Source organism: Enterobacter ludwigii (assembly GCF_001750725.1).
Classification (GTDB): domain Bacteria; phylum Pseudomonadota; class Gammaproteobacteria; order Enterobacterales; family Enterobacteriaceae; genus Enterobacter; species Enterobacter ludwigii.
The window spans coordinates 723,323-743,336 of record NZ_CP017279.1 but is presented as its reverse complement, the minus strand read 5'-3'; the positions used below and the strand labels follow the sequence as shown (position 1 = coordinate 743,336).

The window sequence follows — 20,014 nt, the reverse complement described above, 5'->3', positions numbered from 1 at the left end:
GACGCGATGCGGATTCGGGTTCTGTTGGTAAGAAGACCGTTGCCCGAAGGCAGTCACCGATATCACGTATGGCGTCTGTCCACGCCATGCGTAGATTTCACTGACCCGGTAAAAATGGCATTTACGTGCATGCCTATGCGGCATGCGGTTAACGCGGTTTTTTTTCTTCCTTGAATGTTTTCGCAAAAGCGCAGGGGATTGTCAAAGCAAAACATCGATTTTTAGTACAACATGCCGGATATTCATTACGGCAGGGTATTAATCCTCATTTTATTGCCGTACAAACGAGCGAATTTCGGCGCAAAGCGTGATGTTATAGCGCTTAATTCATCGTCGCTGGCTATTGCACATATCGATATCAAAATTGCTGCGCTCTTTTTTTACGGCAACAAATTCCCTACAATCCAGCCAAATGTCTGCCAACAACAATGGGGATCTCATGGGCACGGCCAAACACAGTAAGCTGCTAATTCTTGGTTCTGGACCTGCGGGATATACCGCGGCGGTCTATGCTGCACGCGCTAACCTGCAACCGGTTCTGATTACCGGCATGGAAAAAGGCGGTCAGCTGACCACCACCACGGAAGTGGAAAACTGGCCAGGCGACCCGAACGACCTAACCGGGCCGCTGCTGATGGAGCGTATGCACGAGCATGCGACGAAATTCGAAACCGAAATTCTGTTCGATCATATCAACAAGGTTGACCTGCAGAACCGTCCGTTCCGTCTGACGGGCGACAGCGGCGAGTACACCTGTGATGCGCTGATCATCGCGACCGGCGCTTCTGCCCGTTACCTCGGTCTGCCGTCTGAAGAAGCATTCAAAGGCCGTGGCGTCTCCGCCTGCGCAACCTGCGATGGTTTCTTCTATCGCAACCAGAAAGTGGCGGTTATCGGTGGCGGCAACACTGCCGTGGAAGAAGCCCTTTATCTGGCGAACATCGCCTCTGAAGTGCACCTGATCCACCGTCGTGACACCTTCCGCGCAGAGAAGATCCTGATCAAACGTCTGATGGATAAAGTGGCGAGTGGCAATATCGTGCTGCACACCAACCGTACCCTGGAAGAAGTCACGGGCGATCAGATGGGCGTTGCCGGTCTGCGTATTCGTGATACCCAGAATACCGATAACGTCGAAACGCTGGAAGTGGCGGGTCTGTTTGTGGCGATCGGTCACAGCCCGAACACCGCGATTTTCGAGGGGCAACTGGAGCTGGAAAACGGCTACATCAAAGTGCAGTCCGGTATTCACGGCAACGCGACCCAGACCAGCATTCCTGGCGTATTCGCTGCTGGCGATGTGATGGACCATATCTACCGTCAGGCGATCACCTCTGCTGGCACCGGCTGTATGGCCGCGCTGGACGCTGAACGCTACCTCGACGGGCTGGCGGAACAAGGTAAATAATCTTTACAAGTCAGTAACAAACGTAAATAAAGGCGGCGATAAGTCGCCTTTATTGTCTCTCCGTTGTAACATTGCGCTGCCCAACTTCTAATAACGTCACCTGCTAAGTACGCAATGGAAAAAACCCGTCAACAAGAGTTAACACGCTGGCTGAAACAGCAAAGCGTTCTTTCCCGCCGCTGGCTAACCATCTCCCGTTTTCTGGGGTTTGTCAGTGGTCTGTTGATTGTTGCCCAGGCATGGCTGCTGGCCCGCATTCTTAATCACATGATCATGGAGAACATTCCGCGCGAAGCGCTCCTGTTGCCCTTTATCGTCCTGATCCTGATTTTTGTTCTTCGTGCCTGGGTGGTCTGGCTGCGTGAGCGCGTGGGTTTTCACGCCGGACAGCATATCCGCTATGAGATCCGCCGTCAGGTGCTTGACCGCCTTCAGGAGGCCGGTCCGGCGTGGATCCAGGGTAAACCCGCGGGAAGCTGGGCGACGCTGATCCTTGAGCAGATTGACGATATGCATGACTACTATGCGCGCTATCTGCCACAGATGGCGCTAGCCGTCTTCGTTCCGTTGCTGATTGTCATCGCCATTTTCCCGGTCAACTGGATGGCAGCGCTGATCCTGCTGGGCACAGCCCCGCTGATCCCGCTGTTTATGGCGCTGGTGGGCATGGGCGCCGCGGACGCTAACCGACGTAACTTTCTGGCTCTGGGTCGCTTAAGCGGCCATTTCCTTGACCGTCTGCGCGGCATGGAAACGTTGCGCATTTTTGGCCGCGGTGAAGCGGAAACTGAAAATATCCGCCTCGCATCGCAGGATTTCCGTCAGCGCACCATGGAAGTGTTACGTCTGGCGTTCCTCTCCTCCGGCGTACTCGAATTCTTTACCTCGCTGTCGATTGCGCTTGTGGCAGTCTACTTTGGCTTCTCGTATCTCGGCGCGCTGGATTTTGGCCACTACGGCACGGCTGTGACCCTTTCAGCCGGTTTCCTTGCGCTGATACTGGCCCCCGAATTTTTCCAGCCGCTTCGCGATCTGGGCACCTTCTATCATGCAAAAGCGCAGGCCGTGGGCGCGGCTGACAGCCTGAAGACGTTTATGGAAACGCCACTGGCGCATCCGGAACGCGGTGACGTGACCCTGAACGCCAAAGAGCCGGTTACCCTTGAAGCGCGTGATTTCTCCATTCTGTCGCCTGAAGGCAACGTACTGGCAGGCCCGCTTAACTTTACCCTTCCGGCCGGAAAACGTGTGGTGCTCGTAGGCATCAGCGGTTCAGGGAAAAGCTCTCTGCTCAATGCGCTATCGGGTTTTATGGCCTACACCGGATCGCTGCGGATCAACCAAACTGAACTGCGCGATCTCGATCCGCTTGCCTGGCGTAAACAGCTTAGCTGGGTGGGACAAAACCCTCAGCTTCCTGCCGCCACGCTGCGAGACAATGTGCTGCTGGCTCGCCCGGATGCGCGTGACGATGAACTGCAATCCGTGCTCGACCGCGCCTGGGTCAGCGAGTTTCTGCCGCAGCTTCCGCAGGGTGTCGATACCGTTGTCGGTGACCAGTCTGCCGGCCTGTCAGTCGGTCAGGCCCAGCGTGTGGCGGTTGCCCGCGCGCTGCTTAACCCATGCCAGCTCATGCTGCTCGACGAGCCAGCAGCGAGCCTTGACGCACACAGTGAGCAACGCGTCATGGATGCCCTGAATGCGGCCTCGCGGCAGCAGACCACCCTGATGGTCACCCATCAGCTTGAAGGTATTGCTGACTGGGATCAGATCTGGGTTATGGAAAATGGTCATATTGTTGAGCAAGGCGATTACGCCTCTCTCGTTGCCGCGCAGGGCCCGTTTGCCACCCTGCTGGCAAACCGTCAGGAGGATATCTGATGCGTGCTCTGCTTCCCTATCTTGCGCTCTATAAACGCCATAAATGGATGCTGCTGCTGGGCATTGTGCTGGCGATTGTTACCCTGCTTGCCAGCATCGGTCTGCTTACGCTCTCCGGCTGGTTCTTGTCCGCTTCGGCCGTCGCGGGGTTCGCGGGTTTATACAGCTTTAACTATATGCTTCCTGCGGCAGGCGTTCGCGGCACCGCAATCACGCGTACTGCCGGACGTTATTTTGAGCGTCTGGTCAGCCACGACGCCACTTTCCGCGTGCTACAGCACCTGCGCATTTACACCTTCAGCAAACTGCTACCCCTCTCCCCTGCCGGGCTGGCGCGTTTTCGTCAGGGTGAGTTACTCAACCGTGTCGTAGCCGATGTCGACACGCTAGATCACCTTTACCTGCGCGTGATCTCACCCATCGTGGGGGCGTTTGTGGTGATTGTGGTAGTCACGCTGGGGTTATCGGTTCTGGACGTTCCCGTTGCGCTCACGCTGGGTGGCATCATGCTGCTGACGCTGATTATCCTGCCACCGCTGTTTTATCGTGCAGGTAAATCCACTGGCGAGAACCTGACGCGACTGCGCGGCGACTACCGACAGCAGCTGACATCCTGGCTGCAGGGACAGGCGGAACTGACCATTTTTGGTGCCAGCTCGCGTTATCGCAGTCAAATGGAAAGCACTGAGCTGAACTGGCATGAAGCCCAGCGCCGCCAGTCGGAGCTGACGGCATTCTCCCAGGCGCTGATGATGTTAATCGGCGGCGTGGCGGTCATCGCCATGCTGTGGATGGCTTCAGGTGGCGTAGGCGGGAATACCCAGCCCGGCCCTCTGATTGCTCTCTTCGTTTTCTGCGCCCTGGCCGCGTTTGAAGCGCTGGCCCCGGTGACGGGCGCCTTCCAGCATCTCGGACAGGTCATCGCTTCTGCCCTGCGCATCACCCAGATTGCCGAGCAGGAGCCGGAGGTTACATTCAGCGGCGCTCAGACCGCCGTGCCGGCGCAGGTTGCGCTGACCCTGGATAACGTCACCTTTGCCTATGAAAAACAGGCGCAGAACGCGCTGGAAGGGATCACGCTGTCTGTTAAAGCAGGCCAGCGGATTGCGCTCCTCGGTCGTACCGGTTGCGGTAAATCCACCCTTCTTCAGCTACTGACCCGCGCCTGGGATCCGCAGCACGGTCAGATTCGGTTTAACGATACGCCGCTGACCGACTTCAGCGAACAGACGCTGCGCAAGACCGTGAGCGTGGTTCCGCAGCGCGTGCACCTCTTCAGCGCGACGCTGCGTGATAACCTGCTGCTCGCGGCACCTCAGGCCTCCGACGATGATCTGCGCGCCATGCTGGAGCAGGTTGGGCTGCAAAAACTGCTTGAGAACGACGGGCTGAACGGCTGGCTCGGGGAAGGCGGTCGTCAGCTCTCCGGCGGCGAGTTGCGCCGTCTGGCGATTGCACGCGCGTTGCTGCACGATGCGCCGCTGATGCTGCTTGATGAACCCACCGAAGGGCTGGACGCAACAACCGAGAGCCAAATCCTTGATTTACTGGCCCATGTTATGATCGGAAAAACCGTGCTGATGGTCACCCACCGCCTGCGCGGGCTGGCGAGTTTTGATCAGATAATTGTGATGGACAACGGACATATTATTGAGCAAGGTAGTCACACAGAACTGTTGGCGAAACAGGGTCGCTACTACCAGTTTAAACAGCGTCTGTAGACTATATTTGTACCGATCCTAACTCGCGTATTGGAGTTCTGCTGTCATGCGCCTGGTCCAGCTTTCTCGTCATAACATCGCGTTCCCTTCGCCGGAGGGAGCGCTGCGTGAACCTAATGGGCTGCTGGCCCTTGGCGGCGACCTTAGTCCTGCGCGGCTTTTGATGGCTTACCAGCGCGGCATTTTCCCGTGGTTTTCACCCGGCGACCCGATTTTATGGTGGTCTCCCGATCCCCGTGCCGTGCTGTGGCCGGCGCAGTTTCACCTGAGCCGCAGCATGAAGCGTTTCCATGCGAAATCACCCTACCGCGTCACCCTGAATCATGCCTTCGGTCAGGTCATTGAAGGCTGTGCCGAAGACCGTCATGAAGGAACCTGGATCACCCGCGATATCATTACCGCCTATCACCAGCTGCATGAGCTGGGTTTCGCGCACTCCATTGAAGTCTGGCAAGACGGTGAACTCGTCGGTGGGATGTATGGCGTTGCGCAGGGGACGCTGTTTTGCGGCGAATCGATGTTCTCCCGTGCCGTGAATGCCTCGAAAACCGCGCTGTTGATCTTCTGCCAGGAGTTTGCCCAGCGCGGCGGAAAACTGATGGATTGCCAGGTCCTCAATGAGCATACGGCCTCGCTCGGCGCGGTTGACATCCCCCGCCGTCACTACATAGAACATCTGGACGTTTGCCGTCAGGAGAAGCTGCCGCGAGACTTCTGGGTACCAAGAACGCTCTTTATGCCCAATGCCTAAATGTTTTCCGCATATTTTTTGTGAGGGTGTTATAATTATGCCGCAGAGTAGGTTCTGCCTGTTGCCTCGCCGCCGTTTGGGTCCTCCGCTTCAGATAACGTCCTGACGTTTATCCTGTTGTATCCCCTTTACGAATGCGCTTTCCGTTCGGTTGTACCGTGACGCTTGGGCAATGCGCCGAAACTATTTTGCTGCGTTTTAAACGCGCAATTCTTTACTTAATTGATGAATTTCGGCATTATCTTGCCGGTTCAAAACTTGGTAGTGATACCCCAGAGGATTAGATGGCCAAAGAAGACAATATTGAAATGCAGGGTACCGTACTTGATACGTTGCCTAACACCATGTTTCGCGTAGAGCTGGAAAACGGTCACGTGGTAACTGCGCACATCTCCGGTAAAATGCGCAAAAACTATATCCGCATTTTAACGGGCGACAAAGTGACTGTTGAACTGACCCCGTACGACCTGAGCAAAGGCCGCATTGTCTTCCGTAGTCGCTAATTGTTTTCGCCTGTAATGGCAGATGAATATATAAAGGTCGGGTTAACCCCGGCCTTTTTTATTTAACGGCTTAATGCCGGGCAGGAAGATGTATTGTCATGCGGGGCTGCGCCGGCGTGATTAAATCCCCGGCCATGGAATGCGCCACCTCATGCAGCAATCCCGTCAGGTACGGCAGCATATCCCGATCAAAATGGGACACCAGCAGCACGTGGTTTACTGCCCGGCAGTAGTCGCACTTTGTTTCGGTATCTTCCAGTAGCCACGCTTTTTGTCGCGGTGGTTCAGCGTCCTCCTCAAATTCCACTATCTGAAAATCACGCATTGATTCTGTGAGTCCGGTTTTGACTTCTTCCAGATACGCGCCTAAACAGCGGCACACGGGCTGCGTTTGCGGGTGGGCGTTGCAGTCCAGCAGAATTTCGGTGAGCAGCATGCAGCGCCCGGCCAGGGTCGGGAGATCGGGGTTGAGGGAGAGTTCGCTGTAGAGCTGGGAGAAAGAGTTTTCTGTATTCATTGGGTAATACCTTCACACACGTTGAGTTACCACCGCAGGAAACGCCAGATTCGCTGGCGGCGGACGAAAAGGAATTGGCGTACCAGTGTGTGTGCTACTGGCGCTTCAAAAGAAGCTTCCGATTCGCCCGCCAGATGCAGAATTATACCCTTTTCCTTAGGGCGAACGAAGCCTGCAGCAATGGTGCTGCTCACACACTTTCAGGACGCCAATCCTGACACCTGATTTTGCAGGTGCGCCGCCATTCTAGGACTGTGAATTTATACAGCAATGAGTGAGATGAAAATATGGAAAGCGCCTCGCAAAGTTTCGGTGCGGGCAGGCATAAAAAAACCGGGCAGTTGCCCGGTTTTTAAGACTAATGCTGGAAATTAGTGAGCCGCTTCCGGCTTGTGCTTCTGCGCACTCTGGAAATCATACGTCAGCTCATTCTTCTCCTGGTCCAGCGCGACCGTCACCTGACCGCCGTCTACCAGCAAGCCAAACAGCAGCTCGTTCGCCAGCGGTTTCTTCAGGTTGTCCTGAATCACACGCGCCATTGGACGGGCACCCATCGCACGGTCGTAGCCTTTCTCAGCCAGCCAGTTGCGGGCCTCCTGGCTCACTTCCAGCGACACGCCTTTCTGATCCAGCTGAACCTGCAGTTCGACGATGAACTTATCCACTACCTGATGGATAACCTCGGTAGAGAGGTGATCGAACCAGATGATGTTGTCCAGACGGTTACGGAACTCCGGCGTAAAGATCTTCTTGATCTCTTCCATCGCATCGGTGCTGTTATCCTGATGGATAAGGCCGATAGATTTGCGCTCCGTTTCACGTACACCGGCGTTGGTGGTCATTACCAGCACTACGTTGCGGAAGTCCGCCTTGCGCCCGTTGTTATCGGTCAGCGTCCCGTTGTCCATCACCTGCAGCAGGATGTTGAACACGTCCGGGTGCGCTTTCTCGATTTCATCGAGCAGCAGTACCGCGTGCGGATGCTTGATCACCGCGTCAGTTAACAGACCGCCCTGGTCAAAGCCCACATAGCCCGGAGGCGCACCAATCAAACGGCTGACGGTGTGACGCTCCATGTACTCGGACATATCAAAACGCAGCAGCTCAATGCCCAGCGCTTTGGAAAGCTGAACCGTTACCTCGGTTTTCCCCACACCGGTCGGACCGGCGAACAGGAAGGAACCGACAGGCTTATGTTCATGCCCCAGTCCAGCACGGGCCATCTTGATGGCTTCGGTTAACGCCTCAATGGCTTTATCCTGCCCAAAGACCAGCATTTTCAGGCGATTGCCAAGGGTGCGCAGCGTGTCGCGGTCGCTCTGAGAAACGCTCTTCTCAGGGATACGCGCGATACGGGCCACCACGGTCTCGATATCCGCCACGTTAACGGTTTTCTTACGCTTGCTGGCTGGCATTAGACGCGCACGCGCCCCTGCCTCATCAATCACGTCAATGGCCTTATCCGGCAGATGACGATCGTTGATGTATTTCACCGCCAGCTCCACCGCCGCACGCACCGCTTTGGCGGTATAACGCACATCGTGGTGCGCTTCGTACTTCGGTTTCAGACCGTTGATGATCTGCACGGTTTCTTCAACAGAGGGTTCAGTCACATCGATTTTCTGGAAGCGACGCGCCAGGGCGCGATCTTTCTCAAAGATGTTGCTGAACTCCTGATACGTTGTGGAGCCAATCACGCGGATCTTACCGCTGGAGAGCAGCGGTTTGATCAGGTTAGCGGCATCCACCTGGCCACCCGAGGCCGCACCGGCACCGATGATGGTGTGGATCTCATCGATAAACAGAATGCTGTTGGTGTCCTGCTCGAGCTGTTTCAAAAGCGCCTTAAAGCGTTTTTCAAAATCGCCGCGGTATTTAGTGCCCGCCAGCAGCGAGCCAATATCCAGCGAGTAGATGGTGCAATCGGCAATCACTTCCGGTACGTCGCCCTGCACAATACGCCAGGCGAGACCCTCGGCAATCGCGGTTTTACCGACGCCAGATTCACCCACCAGCAGCGGGTTGTTCTTGCGGCGACGGCACAATACCTGGATCGCGCGCTCCAGCTCTTTATCGCGACCAATCAGCGGATCGATACCGCCAACGCGAGCAAGCTGGTTGAGATTGGTGGTGAAGTTTTCCATACGATCCTCCCCGCCTGCTTGCTCTTCATTGTTATTGACCTGATTGCTGGAATCCGATGCCTGGTTCGGCTCGTCTTTACGCGTTCCGTGAGAGATAAAGTTAACCACGTCGAGTCGGCTGACTTCGTGTTTGCGCAGCAGGTAGGCAGCCTGTGACTCCTGCTCGCTGAAGATGGCGACCAGCACATTTGCGCCCGTCACTTCGCTACGTCCGGAAGACTGGACGTGGAATACCGCACGCTGCAACACGCGCTGGAAGCTGAGCGTCGGCTGCGTGTCGCGCTCTTCTTCACTGGCTGGCAGCACCGGTGTGGTTTGTTCGATGAAGGCTTCGAGTTCCTGACGTAGCGCCACCAGATCCACGGAGCAGGCTTCCAGCGCTTCGCGGGCAGATGGGTTGCTAAGCAGTGCGAGCAGTAAATGCTCGACGGTCATAAACTCATGTCGGTGCTCACGCGCTCTGGCGAAAGCCATATTTAAACTGAGTTCCAGTTCTTGATTGAGCATAGGCACCTCCCCCAAATTTTATGCCTTATCAGGCCTTTTCCAGCGTACACAGCAACGGATGCTCGTTCTCCCTCGCATAATCGTTCACCATCGCGACTTTGGTCTCCGCCACTTCGGCGGTAAAGATGCCGCAGATAGCTTTGCCACGATAATGAACGGTAAGCATCAGTTGCGTTGCACGTTCTACATCATAAGAAAAGAACTTTTGTAGCACGTCAATAACAAATTCCATTGGCGTGTAATCATCGTTCATTAACATAACTTTATACATAGATGGCGGTTTTAGCGCGTCACGCACTTTATCTTCCGCCAGCTGGTCAAAATCCAGCCAGTCGTTGGTCTTACCCATTTTGCATAACCACTTTGAATCTACCTCAGATGTTAGATAACAATCATCTATTACTGTCATCCGCGATGTCTGTCACAAACTGTTGCAATAGCGTTAACTGCTTCAAACTTTGGTTGATTATTGTCCCATCTCAAGCGCCAAACGCTTGACGACTTCTTTCGTTTCTCTAAATTGTACAAGCGTGAGATGGCGAGGTTTTGAACAGCCCCCACTCCACCACCGGTTCATTCCATCTTAACTTATAAGATTTACGAAGGATGTCGAAGCATGGAAATGGGTACTGTTAAGTGGTTCAACAACGCCAAAGGGTTTGGCTTCATCTGCCCCGAAGGCGGCGGCGAGGATATCTTCGCTCACTATTCCACCATTCAGATGGATGGTTACAGAACGCTCAAAGCCGGGCAGTCCGTCCGGTTCGATGTACACCAGGGACCAAAAGGCAATCATGCAAGCCTGATCGTACCCATTGAAGCAGAAACGGTCGCATAGCTCTCTGTTTTATTGTGTACATCCCGCCGTCAAAATGCCAGCCCGATCGGCTGGCATTTTTATTTTCAGCCTATTCGCGAGCCAACGCATCCACAGGATCCAGACGCGCCGCATTGCGGGCAGGCAGCCAGCCAAACAAAATGCCGGTAAAAGTCGAACACAAAAATGCGGTAAGAATGGCCACCGGCGAGAAACCAATCTCCCAGCCGGGTAAAAAAAGCTGCAGAGCAAACGCGATCATCATCGACAGCGCAATGCCCATCGCGCCGCCCACCAGACACACCAGCACCGCTTCAATCAAAAATTGCTGCAGCACATCGCTGGCTCTGGCACCGACTGCCATGCGGATGCCAATCTCCCGGGTACGTTCCGTGACCGATACCAGCATGATATTCATCACCCCGATACCGCCGACCACCAGCGAGATCACCGCCACCAGCGTCAGGAACAGCTGAAGAGTACGTGTGGTCTTTTCCGCCGTTTTCAAGAGACCGTCCATATTCCAGGTGAAGAAATCTTTCTTCCCGTGACGCAACGTCAGCAGCCGTTCCAGCTGTTGCTCGGCCTGCGCGCTGTCGTAGCCCTCCTTCACGCGAACGGTGATGGAGTTCAGCCAGGACTGCCCCATAATCCGCCCGGAGATGGTGGTATAGGGCAGCCAGACGCGCAGGATCTTGCTGCTGCCAAACATCGACTGTTTCTCTTCCGCCACGCCAATCACCGTCGCAGGCATGTTTCCGACCAGGATAACCTCGCCCACCACGTTGGTTTTATTGGGGAAGAGCTGCCGGCGCGAGTTGGCGTCAAGCACCACCACCTGCGCCCGGCCCGCTAACTGCTCGGCATTGAAGGTGGCACCTTCGCTGAAGGTCATGCCATAGACGTTAAAGTAATCGCCGCTGACGCCATTGGCACTGGCAGCAACGTCAACATTGCCTACCCGCAGACGGAGGTTTTGTGAGACCGCCGGCGTGGCCGAATTCACCCACGGCTGCTTCTGGATAGCCGCCAGATCGTCATACTTCAGCGCCTGCTGATACTGCGGCTCGTCATCGCCAAAATCTTTGCCGGGATAGACATCAATGGTGTTGGTCCCGATGGCCCGAATATCCGCCAGCACCAGCTGTTTGGCCGCGTCGCCCACGACCACAATCGACACCACCGAGGCGATACCAATAATGATGCCCAGCATGGTCAACAGGGTGCGCATTTTATTGGCAGCCATCGCCAGCCAGGCCATGGTCAGCGCCTCACGAAACCCGCTGGAAAATTGTCCCCAGCCGGTTGACGCCGGCAGAACTTCTTTCGGTGCCGCCGCCCGGGCGTGTCGCGCCGGCGGGTTGCTGACCAGCTCTCCGTCGCGGATCTCAATGATGCGCTCGGCCTGTGCAGCCACCTGCGGATCGTGGGTAACGATGATGACCGTATGCCCCTGATCGCGAAGCTGGTGAAGGATCGCCATCACCTCTTCACCCGAATGACTGTCGAGCGCCCCGGTCGGTTCATCTGCGAGGATCACCTGACCGCCGTTCATCAGCGCGCGTGCGATACTGACACGCTGCTGCTGGCCGCCGGAGAGCTGCGAGGGCTGGTACTCCACCCGTTCCGCCAGCCCCAGACGCGTCAGCAGCATCTGGGCGCGCTCAAGGCGTTTTTTCCGCTCGACGCCGGCATAGACCGCCGGCACTTCGACGTTCTGCGCCGCCGTCAGGTGAGAGAGCAGATGGTAACGCTGGAAGATAAAACCGAAATGTTCCCGCCGCAGTTTTGCCAGCGCGTCACCGTCCAGCGTGGAAACATCCATTCCGGCCACCCGATAGGTGCCGCTGGTGGGTCTGTCCAGACAGCCGAGAATATTCATCAGCGTCGATTTACCGGAGCCGGACGCACCGACAATCGCCACCATCTCGCCCGCTTCGACGCGCAGGGTGATCCCCTTCAGCACCTCAACCGGGCCATCACCCGACGGATAGCTGCGACGAATGTCATTCAGCTCAAGCAACGCCGTCATTTAGCGGCTCCGGGCAGGCTTTCGCTGGTGACAACCTCCTCACCCTCTTCCAGCCCTTTGACCACCACCACGTCGGTGTCATTACGTGCACCAATGACCACTTCTCGCTCACGCGTTTCGCCGTTGCGCAGCACTTTCACTTTATAGCGGCTCTCGCCGGTGGATTCACCCAGCGCAGAGAGAGGAATGGTGAGCACATTTTTCACGCCGGTAAGCTGAATGTGCACCTGTGCGGTCATGTCCAGACGCAACACACCCTGCGGGTTAGGCACCTCGAAGCGCGCATAGTAGAAGATGGCATCGTTCACTTTTTCCGGCGTCGGCAGAATGTCTTTTAGCGCGCCTTCATAGCGCGTCTGAGGATCGCCGAGGACGGTAAACCAGGCTTTCTGCCCCGGCTTCAGATGAATAACATCCGCCTCTGAGACCTGGGCTTTCACCAGCATGGTGCTCATGTCCGCCAGGGTCAGAATGTTGGGCGCCTGCTGCGCCGCAATCACCGTTTGCCCCTGCAGCGTGGTAATTTGAGTCACTTCCCCGGCCATGGGCGCCACAATCTGCGTATAGTCGAGGTTGGTTTTGGCCGTATCCAGCGAGGCCTGGTTGCGCTTGATCTGCGCATCGATAGTCCCGATCTGCGCCTGCTTAACCGCCAGCTCGGTGGCTGCCGTGTCTAAATCTTGTTTCGAGATGGCCTGCGTTTTGGCCAGCGCCTGCTGACGCGTTAACGTCACCTGGGCCAGGTTACGCTCAGCCTGCGCCTGTGCACGCTGGGCACGCAGTTCCATGAGCGTGGCTTCCACCTCACGGATCTGGTTTTGCGCCTGCTCAGGATCGATAACGCCCAGCAGCTGGCCTTTTTTCACCTTGTCGCCAATCTCAACCGACAGCGTTTTCAACTGACCGCTTACCTGTGCACCCACGTCAACCTTGCGCAGGGCATCCAGTTTTCCCGTCGCCAGCACGTTTTGCTGCAGCTCGCCCGGACGGACAATCAGTGTTTGATACTGTGGTACAGGGGCATTCAGGATCTGCCATAGCCAGAACCCTCCCCCGATAACAATTACCGCCAGCAGCAGAAACCACGTTCTGCGTTTTCCCTTGAGGTTCATAAATATTCCAAATAAATGTTCTGGCAATTATAAACGTTGATTCTATCTAAACGACTCCTCAACGAAACCCCCGCGCACCGAAATCGCCTCAATTTGTTGATGAGTTATTGAAATTTCGCCTGCTGAAATAGAACCCTTCCTTCAGAAGCAGGATCTAACATGTCTTCCATCGTCGATACACTTATTTCTCATCAGCACCAGCCTAAATCCGGCTGGCAGCTCTTCAATAATCTGGCCTTCGGGAAGATCACGCCGGGGCTGGCATGGCAAAACCCCGCTTATCGACGTAAGTTCATGCTCCGTTCGCTGATGACACCGTTCAGCACCACGCGTCTGCTGTCAGAGCTGGCAAAGCAGCCGCGCCTGATGCAAATGTTGCAGGTGCAGCCGGGGCTACCGTGCCGCCTGCATCGCCCGTGGTTAACGGTGGACATGGATCGCCGACAGGCGCTGGAATCGCTGACCTGGCACTACCAGACCATGACGCGCCAGCTTCCGGCAACGCTGGTCAAGGGTTACCTTTCACCGCAGGGGGCAACCCTGCTGACCCTGACCGGAAAAGACGAACAGCAGTTTACTGTGCGCCTGTGCGCCGACGCCTTCATGGATAAAGAGGGTGAAGCCACCCTCGTCTTTTGTAACCATCAGAATACCGTGCTGGCGGAAATGACCTTCACGCTGTGCCCGTTTGAAGGAAAAACAACGCTGTTCATCGGCGGCCTGCAGGGGGCAAAAGCACACGTTCCACATGAACTGATCCAGGGGGCGACCAAAGCGTGTCACGGCCTGTTCCCGAAACGCCTGCTGGTTGAAACGGCAATGACGCTTGGCGCAGCTTTCCCGGTTGAGCATATTGTCGCGGTGAGTAACGCCACGCATATCTACCGCAGCTGGCGTTACCGCAAGAAAAAAGAGGGAAAATTGCTGGCCGATTATGACAGCTTCTGGCTCTCCCTCGGCGGGCAAAAACAGGATAACGGCCACTTCATGCTGCCGCTCGCCATGCCCCGTAAGCCGATGGACGAGATTGCGAGCAAAAAGCGCGCTGAGTACCGCCGCCGCTATGCGCTACTGGACAGCCTGACGCAACACGTCACGCAGGCGACCCGCGCTTAATCCGCTTTCCCGCGTGCCAGCCACAGCACGCGGGAGAACATCTTGCGCAGCAGCGTCGGCACGGACTCCACGCCCCGTCTCCCCGCTTCCGTCGCCACCTCAATCGCTAAATCAGGTTTTGAAGAGCGGTGGATGGCTTTGGCAATCACGCGCCGCATGTTCATTGGCACATCCACCGGCACCATCGCAATCCGGTGGAACACGTCGTCAAACCCCTGACGGTACATAAAGTGCTCCATGTCCATGGCCGGCAGCATGGTTAGGTGGTCGCGCTCTTCTTCGCGCTCATTATTCAGCAGGCCACGCACGGTCGCGGCATATTTTTTTCCCGCTTCGTCACCATCCACCAGCACATGCCATTCAATGCCCATCCGCCGGGCGAATTTGATCAGCGGCTTGATCCCCGACTGGGCAAATTCGATAACCTTGATACCTTCGGCATCAAAATGGTGTCCGCACTGACGCGCCAGTTCGTTGATAACCCAGGTTTCCGTCTCTCCCTCAACCAGCAGCCAGCAGCGGGCGAACAGCGACGACGCACGATTAAAGCGGATGTGGAACGAGATACGACGTCCCTCTTCCGCGTTCATCCCGCCCGGCCCGAGGCGATAGGCGGTGACGCGGGAAGACTCACGTACCAGACGGCAGACGTGCTCGACCGGGGTCAGCGACAATAACTCGCCGGAATTGGTGGTGGTCACGCGCTGCAGCGGCAGCAGATTCAACAGGTGCCACGCCACCGAGAGCATGATCGGGTGCAGGCGCGTTTCCGGGTCTTCCACCAGCAGCAGCGGGCGGGCGTCACGGTCGAGACGAACGGTGCCCTTGGCCTGCAGTAGCGTCGAAAACAGCCCCAGCAAAATCACCCGATGGGTACGGCCACCGGGCCTGTCGATCATCCGGTTAATGATATCGAGGTAACGCCAGCTGCGTTGTTCGTCGTGAGAGCGGCGGCGCATCAGACGATGGCGCGACTCCGACGTCCCCTGCTCGGAAAAATAGTGTTCCAGCAGTTGTACCATTGCTGACAACCCTTGGCGGATTTGACCATCGGTCAGATTTTGCGGACGCGCCACCAGCTCTCGCGCCAGGAAATCCAGCTCGCGGGCGGTCACTTCCACTTCCGGCATATTCGGCACGGTGCCGTTGCGGATCCGCCGCATAAAACGCGCATCACGCAGGCGCAACACCGGCATCAGGCGAATCAGGTGGCGAGCCAGGTCGTCGATGTCATCCAGCGGAATAGGGTTGGCTTTCTCATCGAGGAAATCACGCAGGGTTAATACGCCCTCGTTTTCTGCCATCTCACCTTCCAGCCGGTAGAAAATCCGGTGGAAACCGTCGTCGCACGGGACCCAGCAGGGTGATAACGGCCGGAAGCGACGCACGCGGTGACGCCCCGGCTCGGATTCGCGGAATGTCAGAATAATGTGCAGGTGTTTTTCGCGGCCGTTCACATCGCCGGGAGGAAACCAGAAATCATCATGGGCAAAGTGATACAGATCGTCTTCGGGCGAAAGCAGCAGCGTCAGCGCATCCAGCAGGCTGGACTTACCCCACGCGTTCTCACCGATCAGGACGTTGTTCTGCTCAAGCTGCAGCGACAGGCGGTTAATACCGCGGAACCCAACAATTTCCACACGTTCGAGAAGCATAAATCCCCCGCGAGATGATCACTTTTTCCTTTAAGTTATCAGCAGTATAGCGGCAGGAACTTTGACACGACAGCACAACCTTCGTGCTGTAGAGAATTGGTCTATGCTCTATTTACCGTCGATTTGAACAAGGAATGACATCACGTTGCCATAAATCAAATTAACCGAATTAATTTTAGTGGCGAAGGGATGTTTTTGTTTTTAAAATAATGGCTCTTTGAGTCGTCATCCCTTTTTTGACGATATCCCGCACGCAGGAACGCGTGTGAAGTTTATTATTGAGGTGGTTATGTTTAGAAAATTAGCAGCAGAATGCTTTGGTACATTCTGGCTGGTGTTTGGTGGCTGCGGTAGCGCCGTTCTGGCAGCAGCATTTCCGGAATTAGGTATTGGTTTTGTCGGCGTTGCGCTGGCATTCGGTTTAACCGTATTAACCATGGCGTTTGCCGTGGGTCATATTTCCGGTGGTCATTTTAACCCGGCGGTGACATTAGGTTTATGGGCGGGCGGTCGTTTCCCTGCTAAAGAAGTCATTGGTTATATTGTGGCCCAGGTTGTTGGCGGGATTATTGCTGCAGCGGTTCTGTACGTTATTGCCAGCGGTAAAGCCGGCTTTGACGCCGCCGCAAGCGGCTTCGCCTCAAACGGTTTCGGCGAACACTCCCCTGGCGGTTACTCCATGCTCTCTGCCATCGTGATTGAAATTGTGCTGACCGCAGGCTTCCTGCTGGTGATCCACGGCGCAACCGACAAACACGCCCCGGCGGGCTTCGCGCCTATCGCCATTGGTCTGGCGCTGACGCTTATCCACCTGATCTCTATTCCGGTCACTAACACCTCCGTAAACCCGGCGCGCAGTACTGCCGTCGCTATTTTCCAGGGCGGCTGGGCGCTTGAGCAGCTGTGGCTGTTCTGGGTAATGCCAATCATCGGCGGTATTCTGGGCGGCGTGCTGTATCGCACCCTGCTGGAAAAACGCGATTAATTGCGTGTGCAGTCGGGTAGCACTTACGCTTACCCGACCTGCATGACAACACTCAGGCCGGGTCAGGCGTTGCTGCCACCCGGCTTTTTTGTTGCTCCTTTACCTGACAACGTTTATTGGGTAGTGTCTCTGGCGCTTAACAGATATTCACAAGGACCCGTTGTTCATGTTTTCAGGACTCCTCATCATTCTGCTGCCTCTGATTGTGGGCTACCTTATCCCGCTACATCGCGAATCCGCGTTACGGCTTATCAACCGTTTTCTGAGCTGGATTGTCTACGTCATTCTTTTCTTTATGGGGATAAGCCTGGCGTTTCTGGATAATCTGGCCACCAATCTGCTGGCGATCCTGCATTATTCTGTCGTCACCTGCGCCGTTATTTTGCTGTGCAATATTGCCGCACTTTTCTGGCTTGAGCGCACTATTCCGTGGAAAAATCACCACCATCAGGAAAAACTGCCGTCACGAATTGCAATGGCGCTGGAATCTTTAAAATTATGCGGCGTCGTGGTGCTGGGTTTTGTTCTTGGGCTGAGCGGATGGAATTTTTTACAGCACGCGACGGAAGCCAGTGAATATACCCTCATTTTCCTGCTGTTCCTTATCGGTATTCAGCTGCGAAATAATGGCATGACGTTGAAACAGATTGTCCTGAATCGCCGTGGAATGATCGTCGCGGTTATCGTCGTCATTAGCTCACTGGTGGCGGGCGTGATTAACGCTTTTATTCTCGGCCTGCCGTTAAAAACCGGTCTGGCAATGGCCTCCGGATTTGGCTGGTATTCCCTTTCCGGTATTCTGCTGACCGAATCGTTCGGTCCGGTCATCGGGAGCGCCGCCTTCTTTAACGACCTGGCGCGAGAATTAATTGCCATTATGCTGATCCCGGGCCTGGTGCGCCGCAGTCGCTCGACCGCACTGGGTCTGTGTGGCGCCACGTCGATGGACTTTACCCTGCCGGTTCTGCAGCGTTCAGGTGGGCTGGAGATGGTGCCTGCCGCCATCGTACACGGCTTTATTTTGAGCCTGCTGGTTCCCGTTCTGATGGCGTTTTTCTCCGCCTGATACTCCTCTGGCGGTAGACTTTCTGCCGCCAAAATTGCGCTAAATCAATCTCCCTCTATTTTGTAGAAGAAAGCCCTTTTCACCGTTCAGTCACAGGCATAATCTCAAACATGTATATCAAATATAACTTTAACAGGTGTGATTATGTTTTGTGTGCAATGTGAACAAACCATCCGTACCCCGGCAGGCAATGGCTGCTCTTATGCGCAAGGTATGTGCGGCAAAACCGCAGAAACATCAGACCTGCAGGATCTGCTGATTGCCGCCCTGCAAGGCCTTTCCGCATGGGCATTCAAGGCCCGCGAATATGGCATTATTGACCACTATGTAGACAGTTTCGCCCCCCGCGCCTTTTTCTCCACGCTGACTAACGTTAACTTTGATTCCCCGCGCATCGTCGGCTATGCCCGCGAAGCAATTGCGCTGCTTGAAGCGCTGAAAGCGCAGTGCCTGAGCGCCGATGCCAACGCACGGGTAGAAAACCCAATGGCAGACCTGCAGCTGGTGAGCGACGACCTGGGCGAGCTGCAGCGTCAGGCAGCAGAATTCACCCCCAACAAAGATAAAGCGGCGATTGGCGAGAACATTCTCGGCCTGCGTCTGCTCTGCCTGTACGGCCTGAAAGGGGCCGCGGCCTATATGGAACACGCGCACGTTCTGGGCCAGTACGATAACGCTATCTATGCTCAGTACCACAAAATCATGGCGTGGCTGGGTACCTGGCCTGCCGAGATGAATCCGCTGCTCGAATGTTCAATGGAAATCGGCCAGATGAACTTCAACGTGATGCGTATTCTGGATGCCGGTGAAACCCGCACCTACGGCCACCCGACGCCGACGCAGGTTAACGTTAAAGCGACCGAAGGCAAGTGCATCCTGATCTCCGGCCATGACCTGAAAGACCTCTATAATCTGCTGAAGCAGACCGAAGGCACGGGCGTTAACGTCTATACCCACGGCGAAATGCTGCCCGCACACGGCTACCCGGAACTGCGTAAATTTAAACACCTGGTCGGGAACTACGGCAGCGGCTGGCAGAACCAGCAGGTTGAGTTCGCCCGTTTCCCGGGCCCCATCGTGATGACCTCTAACTGCATCATCGACCCCACCGTTGGCGCGTATGACGACCGCATCTGGACCCGCAGCATCGTTGGCTGGCCGGGTGTGAGCCACCTGGAAGGGGATGATTTCGGCCCGGTCATCGCCCAGGCGCAGCAGATGGGTGGCTTCCCGTACAGCGAAATCGAACATCTGATCACCGTCGGCTTTGGTCGTGAAACCCTGCTCGGTGCCGCGGATTCACTGATTGACCTCGTGAGCCGTGAAAAACTGCGCCATATCTTCCTGATTGGCGGCTGTGACGGCGCGCGCGGTGAGCGTAACTACTTCACCGATTTCGCCACCAGCGTACCGGAAGATTGCCTGATCCTGACGCTGGCGTGCGGTAAATACCGTTTCAACAAGCTGGACTTCGGCAACATCGAAGGTTTGCCACGTCTGGTCGATGCGGGTCAGTGTAACGATGCCTACTCTGCCATCATTCTGGCCGTCACGCTGGCGGAAAAACTGGGCTGCGGCGTCAACGATCTGCCGCTGTCGCTGGTGCTCTCCTGGTTTGAACAGAAAGCGATTGTCATCCTGCTGACCCTGCTCTCTCTCGGTGTGACCAACATTGTGACCGGCCCCACCGCACCCGGCTTCCTGACACCGGATCTGCTGGCCGTGCTGAACGAGAAGTTTGGTCTGCGTTCCGTGACCACCGTAGAAGAAGATATGCAGCAGCTGCTGAGCGCGTAAGG

At 55.9% G+C, this 20,014-nt stretch carries 16 protein-coding genes; 10 read left to right on the top strand and 6 right to left on the bottom strand.

Annotation, left to right across the window (positions count from 1 at the left end):
• The first annotated feature begins 439 nt into the window (after positions 1-439).
• The 5 genes from trxB to infA all read left to right on the top strand — a co-directional run bounded on the left by trxB (position 440) and on the right by infA (position 6,264).
• A complete protein-coding gene (gene trxB, locus BH714_RS03470; protein WP_025204565.1) occupies positions 440-1,408 on the top strand; it encodes a thioredoxin-disulfide reductase in 969 nt (322 codons plus the stop codon).
• 114 nt (positions 1,409-1,522) lie between these two features.
• On the top strand, positions 1,523-3,289 hold the full coding sequence (cydD, locus tag BH714_RS03465; protein WP_020884832.1) for a heme ABC transporter permease/ATP-binding protein CydD: 1,767 nt from the start codon (positions 1,523-1,525) through the stop codon (positions 3,287-3,289).
• Positions 3,289-5,010 (top strand): heme ABC transporter ATP-binding protein/permease CydC, encoded by a 1,722-nt coding sequence (gene cydC / locus BH714_RS03460; protein WP_040017045.1) that lies wholly within the window; start codon positions 3,289-3,291, stop codon positions 5,008-5,010. Before cydD ends, cydC begins: the two co-directional genes overlap by 1 nt.
• A gap of 46 nt (positions 5,011-5,056) precedes the next feature.
• A complete protein-coding gene (aat, locus tag BH714_RS03455; RefSeq protein ID WP_020884834.1) occupies positions 5,057-5,761 on the top strand; it encodes a leucyl/phenylalanyl-tRNA--protein transferase in 705 nt (234 codons plus the stop codon).
• Between the two features lie 284 nt (positions 5,762-6,045).
• Positions 6,046-6,264 (top strand): translation initiation factor IF-1, encoded by a 219-nt coding sequence (gene infA / locus BH714_RS03450; protein ID WP_002211347.1) that lies wholly within the window; start codon positions 6,046-6,048, stop codon positions 6,262-6,264.
• A gap of 70 nt (positions 6,265-6,334) precedes the next feature.
• Here the strand turns inward: infA and BH714_RS03445 are convergent, their stop codons facing one another.
• The 3 genes from BH714_RS03445 to clpS all read right to left on the bottom strand — a co-directional run bounded on the left by BH714_RS03445 (position 6,335) and on the right by clpS (position 9,781).
• Entirely contained in the window at positions 6,335-6,781 is a 447-nt protein-coding gene (locus BH714_RS03445) for a hypothetical protein (RefSeq protein ID WP_040017044.1), read from the bottom strand.
• A 371-nt stretch (positions 6,782-7,152) separates the two neighbouring features.
• Positions 7,153-9,432, bottom strand: coding sequence for an ATP-dependent Clp protease ATP-binding subunit ClpA (clpA, locus tag BH714_RS03440; protein WP_020884836.1), 2,280 nt, complete (start codon positions 9,430-9,432; stop codon positions 7,153-7,155).
• A gap of 28 nt (positions 9,433-9,460) precedes the next feature.
• Complete coding sequence (gene clpS / locus BH714_RS03435; RefSeq protein WP_006174393.1) at positions 9,461-9,781, bottom strand: ATP-dependent Clp protease adapter ClpS; 321 nt, start codon at positions 9,779-9,781, stop codon at positions 9,461-9,463.
• 267 nt (positions 9,782-10,048) lie between these two features.
• On the opposite strand from clpS, the gene cspD reads away from it, so the two are divergent.
• Positions 10,049-10,270, top strand: coding sequence for a cold shock-like protein CspD (gene cspD, locus BH714_RS03430; protein ID WP_008499993.1), 222 nt, complete (start codon positions 10,049-10,051; stop codon positions 10,268-10,270).
• 70 nt (positions 10,271-10,340) lie between these two features.
• Here the strand turns inward: cspD and macB are convergent, their stop codons facing one another.
• Positions 10,341-12,281: a macrolide ABC transporter ATP-binding protein/permease MacB gene (gene macB, locus BH714_RS03425; RefSeq protein WP_020884837.1), complete on the bottom strand. Its 1,941-nt coding sequence runs from the start codon at positions 12,279-12,281 to the stop codon at positions 10,341-10,343.
• Positions 12,278-13,393 (bottom strand): macrolide transporter subunit MacA, encoded by a 1,116-nt coding sequence (macA, locus tag BH714_RS03420; RefSeq protein ID WP_020884838.1) that lies wholly within the window; start codon positions 13,391-13,393, stop codon positions 12,278-12,280. Before macA ends, macB begins: the two co-directional genes overlap by 4 nt.
• A gap of 159 nt (positions 13,394-13,552) precedes the next feature.
• On the opposite strand from macA, the gene BH714_RS03415 reads away from it, so the two are divergent.
• Entirely contained in the window at positions 13,553-14,509 is a 957-nt protein-coding gene (locus BH714_RS03415) for a VirK/YbjX family protein (RefSeq protein ID WP_020884839.1), read from the top strand.
• Here BH714_RS03415 and BH714_RS03410 read toward each other — a convergent pair.
• Entirely contained in the window at positions 14,506-16,164 is a 1,659-nt protein-coding gene (locus BH714_RS03410; RefSeq protein ID WP_014169354.1) for an ATP-dependent endonuclease, read from the bottom strand. The two genes, BH714_RS03415 and BH714_RS03410, sit on opposite strands and share 4 nt — an antisense overlap.
• A gap of 289 nt (positions 16,165-16,453) precedes the next feature.
• Here BH714_RS03410 and aqpZ point away from each other — a divergent pair, with 289 nt between their 5' ends.
• From aqpZ to hcp, 3 genes are all read left to right on the top strand, one after another.
• Entirely contained in the window at positions 16,454-17,149 is a 696-nt protein-coding gene (gene aqpZ, locus BH714_RS03405; protein WP_025204573.1) for an aquaporin Z, read from the top strand.
• Positions 17,150-17,315: 166 nt separating this feature from the next.
• On the top strand, positions 17,316-18,215 hold the full coding sequence (locus BH714_RS03400; RefSeq protein WP_020884841.1) for a LysO family transporter: 900 nt from the start codon (positions 17,316-17,318) through the stop codon (positions 18,213-18,215).
• A 144-nt stretch (positions 18,216-18,359) separates the two neighbouring features.
• A complete protein-coding gene (gene hcp, locus BH714_RS03395; RefSeq protein ID WP_040017043.1) occupies positions 18,360-20,012 on the top strand; it encodes a hydroxylamine reductase in 1,653 nt (550 codons plus the stop codon).
• Positions 20,013-20,014: the final 2 nt, after the last annotated feature.

What these genes read in the sequence shown, in the direction of transcription:
- trxB (WP_025204565.1), top strand. Translation starts at nt 440, where the DNA reads ATGGGCACGGCCAAACACAGTAAGCTGCTAATTCTTGGTTCTGGACCT.
- cydD (WP_020884832.1), top strand. Translation starts at nt 1,523, where the DNA reads ATGGAAAAAACCCGTCAACAAGAGTTAACACGCTGGCTGAAACAGCAA.
- cydC (WP_040017045.1), top strand. Translation starts at nt 3,289, where the DNA reads ATGCGTGCTCTGCTTCCCTATCTTGCGCTCTATAAACGCCATAAATGG.
- aat (WP_020884834.1), top strand. Translation starts at nt 5,057, where the DNA reads ATGCGCCTGGTCCAGCTTTCTCGTCATAACATCGCGTTCCCTTCGCCG.
- infA (WP_002211347.1), top strand. Translation starts at nt 6,046, where the DNA reads ATGGCCAAAGAAGACAATATTGAAATGCAGGGTACCGTACTTGATACG.
- BH714_RS03445 (WP_040017044.1), bottom strand. Translation starts at nt 6,781, where the DNA reads ATGAATACAGAAAACTCTTTCTCCCAGCTCTACAGCGAACTCTCCCTC.
- clpA (WP_020884836.1), bottom strand. Translation starts at nt 9,432, where the DNA reads ATGCTCAATCAAGAACTGGAACTCAGTTTAAATATGGCTTTCGCCAGA.
- clpS (WP_006174393.1), bottom strand. Translation starts at nt 9,781, where the DNA reads ATGGGTAAGACCAACGACTGGCTGGATTTTGACCAGCTGGCGGAAGAT.
- cspD (WP_008499993.1), top strand. Translation starts at nt 10,049, where the DNA reads ATGGAAATGGGTACTGTTAAGTGGTTCAACAACGCCAAAGGGTTTGGC.
- macB (WP_020884837.1), bottom strand. Translation starts at nt 12,281, where the DNA reads ATGACGGCGTTGCTTGAGCTGAATGACATTCGTCGCAGCTATCCGTCG.
- macA (WP_020884838.1), bottom strand. Translation starts at nt 13,393, where the DNA reads ATGAACCTCAAGGGAAAACGCAGAACGTGGTTTCTGCTGCTGGCGGTA.
- BH714_RS03415 (WP_020884839.1), top strand. Translation starts at nt 13,553, where the DNA reads ATGTCTTCCATCGTCGATACACTTATTTCTCATCAGCACCAGCCTAAA.
- BH714_RS03410 (WP_014169354.1), bottom strand. Translation starts at nt 16,164, where the DNA reads ATGCTTCTCGAACGTGTGGAAATTGTTGGGTTCCGCGGTATTAACCGC.
- aqpZ (WP_025204573.1), top strand. Translation starts at nt 16,454, where the DNA reads ATGTTTAGAAAATTAGCAGCAGAATGCTTTGGTACATTCTGGCTGGTG.
- BH714_RS03400 (WP_020884841.1), top strand. Translation starts at nt 17,316, where the DNA reads ATGTTTTCAGGACTCCTCATCATTCTGCTGCCTCTGATTGTGGGCTAC.
- hcp (WP_040017043.1), top strand. Translation starts at nt 18,360, where the DNA reads ATGTTTTGTGTGCAATGTGAACAAACCATCCGTACCCCGGCAGGCAAT.